The organism is Clostridium sp., assembly GCF_036642255.1.
Classification (GTDB): Bacteria; Bacillota; Clostridia; order Clostridiales; family Clostridiaceae; genus Clostridium_J.
In genome coordinates, this window is record NZ_JAVWDJ010000101.1 from 1 (window position 1) to 3,716 (window position 3,716).

The 3,716-nt window shown below is 28.4% G+C and carries 2 protein-coding genes; both read right to left on the reverse strand.

Going from position 1 to position 3,716, the window contains the following annotated elements; all coding sequences use genetic code 11:
* Positions 1 to 294: 294 nt before the first annotated feature.
* Entirely contained in the window at positions 295 to 1,572 is a 1,278-nt protein-coding gene (locus tag RR409_RS20880; protein WP_332559705.1) for an ISL3 family transposase, read from the reverse strand.
* A gap of 331 nt (positions 1,573 to 1,903) precedes the next feature.
* The gene (locus RR409_RS20885; protein ID WP_332559706.1) at positions 1,904 to 3,595 is read right to left on the reverse strand and encodes a hypothetical protein; all 1,692 of its coding nucleotides are present in this window, start codon (positions 3,593 to 3,595) and stop codon (positions 1,904 to 1,906) included.
* Between the last annotated feature and the right edge of the window lie 121 nt (positions 3,596 to 3,716).

Consider the following 3,716-nt stretch of genomic DNA (forward strand, 5'->3'; position numbering starts at 1 on the left):
ATAGTATGCTTAGCACTTGTCAATATATAACTGCTAATTTCACAAAACTTTTACAATTCACAAATGTTATCCCAAAAACAGTGTCAAAGTGAATTTTGGCTCTTCGAAATCTAGTGGGGAGTTAGAAAATTGAATTTATTGGAATATATCAGGAAAAACACGGCTTTTTCATATTAGTATTATTAAGCCTATTTTTTACTGCTGTTGAAGGTAGTTTTTAAGAAAACAGTAAATGATAATAATTGCCTTTTTCAAAAAAAGTCAAAAGTAACAATTTTGACTTTTTTCATATTTTTATCTTAATTTTCCATTCAAAATATATAGCAATCTTAACCTTAAAAATTTAAAGCTTTTGTATCCATATCCATTTCTTTTTATAACCTTTATTTTATTATTTAACCCCTCAGTATAACCATTAGAATATCTTATATCTATAAAAGAATTTACTATATATTCAAGCCAGTTATTAATGGTGTTGGAGGCTTGGATAAATTCTGGTATATTACTTTCTTTACATAATTCTATCCATGCCATAAATTCTTTTGTAGCAGTCTCATATGTAGAAAAATTTACTATATCTAAAAACATTTCTTTTAATTGATATCCTCTTTTTATAACTTCATCTATTTTATATATTTCGTCCAATATAGTAGATGGTAATATTTCAAACATTCGCCCATTTCTATATCTTTTATCATAAACAAACCATGAAATTTCTTTTCCGTATTTTCTTAATAATGAAACATTTTTTTTATTCTTTAAAAGTCTATATTCTTTAGAATTATAACTATAGCTTTTTTCAATTCTTATTCTTATTTTATCTAATGCATCCATTATATATCTGATGTAGTGGAATCTATCCACTACATATTTTGCATTTGGAAACATTATCTTTTGAACTAAAAGATAAGGCTCATACATATCACTAATAATAAATTTTACATCTCTTCTATTTTCTACTTTAGTAAAATATTGCATTAAAAATTCTTTTCTTCTGCTTGGTAAAATCTCTAATGTTTTTTTATGAATTGGATCATTGATAATAAATGCATATTTCCCTTCATCAGTATCTGCTTTAAATTCATCAAAGGATATAACCATAGGCAATAATTTTATTGATTCTGGATAACTTTTCATAGCATCTAATAACTCATTTCTCACTGTATTATCCGACACATTATTTATTTTTGCTATATATTTTATTGAAAGATTATATTCTAACAACTCTTTTCTAATTTTAATTCTTAATGAATTAGATAATGTTTTTCCAGCTTCATTTATTAAAAGTTTTTCTGTAAATTTTTTATTACATTTATGACATATAAATCTTCTTTTTTTTATATTAAGAATGCATTGAACTCCACCTGTGTCCAAATATTTACATCGAATTGGATTTAATCTATCATGCACAGATGAAGTGTAATTGTTGCATTCAGGACACCTTACTTTTTTCTTTGTGCTCTCAACTACAACCACAGTTACCTTCTTCTTTTTTATCTCTTCTTCCTTAATTTCAACAACCTTCAAATCTTTGTTCTTGATGTTTAACAATATTAAAATTTCATTATTCAAAACTATACCTCTTTCAGCTAAACTATCTTTATAAATTCTAAATAATGTGTTAATCTATTATTGTGCTTAAATTAGAATATATAATTAATGTTTGCACTATAATTATAACAAAATTTAAGCACAATAAAAGCGAAGGATTAAACCCTCGCTTTTTTAATATCTGACTCCCCACTAAATCTCGAAGCTTGATAAGTAAAACTCCCCACTAGATTTCGAAGAACCAAAACAGTGTCAAAATTCGCTTTGACACTGTTTAGATTTAACTATTTTATTACTAACTTTTAAAATTCGTCGGAAGACTTTGAGTCACCAGCGACGATATCCTGGTTCATCATACTATTAAAGTATATGGAGAACTTTCAGTACCTTCTCCGTTCGAAATTGATACATTAGATTCTAGATAAAAGACCGGACGCACAATTGACCAGTCACGAGTCGAATTACAAAAAGTGACACTACCGTCCTCGAACAGAAACCACACATAAGACGAATTAAAACTATCTCTAGAAATAGTCCATTCTCTTAACCCAGTAAAAATCCAATTTGTATCTAAGACATTTGTATTTACATAACTATTTGTTGGATAGCCTTCATCTGATGATAAACCCCGTATTAATTTTTCCCAATTATTAGGAGTTACCGCATAACTATAATCACTTAAATACATTAATCCTACTTTAGAAGCATACGTTGTTGCAGTTTTTTTGGAACCAAGTTCATATGTATGAAAGTTTTTAGAATTAAACTCTATAGGGCCATATTTGTCAATAACACCTGGTTCATGTATAAAAAAATTCTCACCATTAACTCCACCTACTTGCCAAGTATTTGTGGCTATTTTATCACTCCACGTTGAAAGACTTGTAAGGTATTCTCCATTAAGATACGTATTTAATGTACTAGTTGACCAAGTATTTTCACCATATCGTCCTTTTGTATCCCATGGTTTGTCCCCCACACTGGTATTTTTAATAAGTTTTACTTGATTTCCAAATATTCCTATTATTCTATACTTGTTTTCTATGGGACACGGACTAACAGTGCTTCCAAAACATACAAAGTTTTTTACTAAACTTTCATCCTTCACTACATATCCATCCGCTATTGTTTTAGTTAGGGCTTGGTCATAATAGTAAAATGTTAATGTATTGTTATATGCTAGCTTATATACATCACCAACTGCATCATAAATAATTATATCACTTACTCTTTTATAAGTATTTTGATGTTGTGTTGCAACACTGTAGTCGCCTCCAGTATAACGATAACTATTGTCTTCTGCAGAAAGTGCTAGTGCTGCTGTATGATTTTCTAATCCTTCTACATAATAGTTATCTTTAATACAAGATGCCATGTTTTTTCCAACACAAAGTGATGCAATAGTAAGAGGTAAGGTTTCATTTTGAATCCTTAAAACACTATTAAAAGATTTACCTGCATTTTCTGTTTGGTTACTATTTAAATTTACAAAAGTAAGTTTAAAAGTCCAATTTTGAGTAGTAGATGTCGCAGTTGCTGATATAGCATAGTTTTCTGCAACTTTTATTAAACCTTCTTTAGTAGTTACATCAAATCCAGTAACAGCACCACTACTTATATAAGTAAGTCCTGGAATAGAAGTAACAGCTGCACCTGCTGGATCAGTTACAGTTAAAATAAGTTCAGGTGTCGCAGTTGCACCTGTTGTATAAATATAAGAATTATTTGTAATGTAAATACCTACATTATAAGTAAAAGATGCACTATTAGTATTATTATTTGCAACAAGCTTAGCAGACCCAGTAGTAGTTGCATTTAAACTAGCTCCAGTTGGAGTAAAATTTTGTTGTGTAGCAACAATACTTAAATCTCCACCTGTATCAAATGTAAGTGAATCTGTAGTTCTAGATAGTGTACCAATATTTGATTTAGCACCTGGACCTATAATTCCCTTAAAAAACGCATAAGCAATTCCTAAACTTATTGTAATTAATAATAAAACCCCTATTCCAATTAAAACTTTTTTTCTCTTATTTTTTTCCATACTATAACTCCTATCTTTAATAACCTTAGTTTATCAAATAATTAATATTAATTCAATCTTTATAAGGCTTTTATTTCTCTATTAGTTTTATTTATTTTATTTTCTATATTAACTCTTTGAA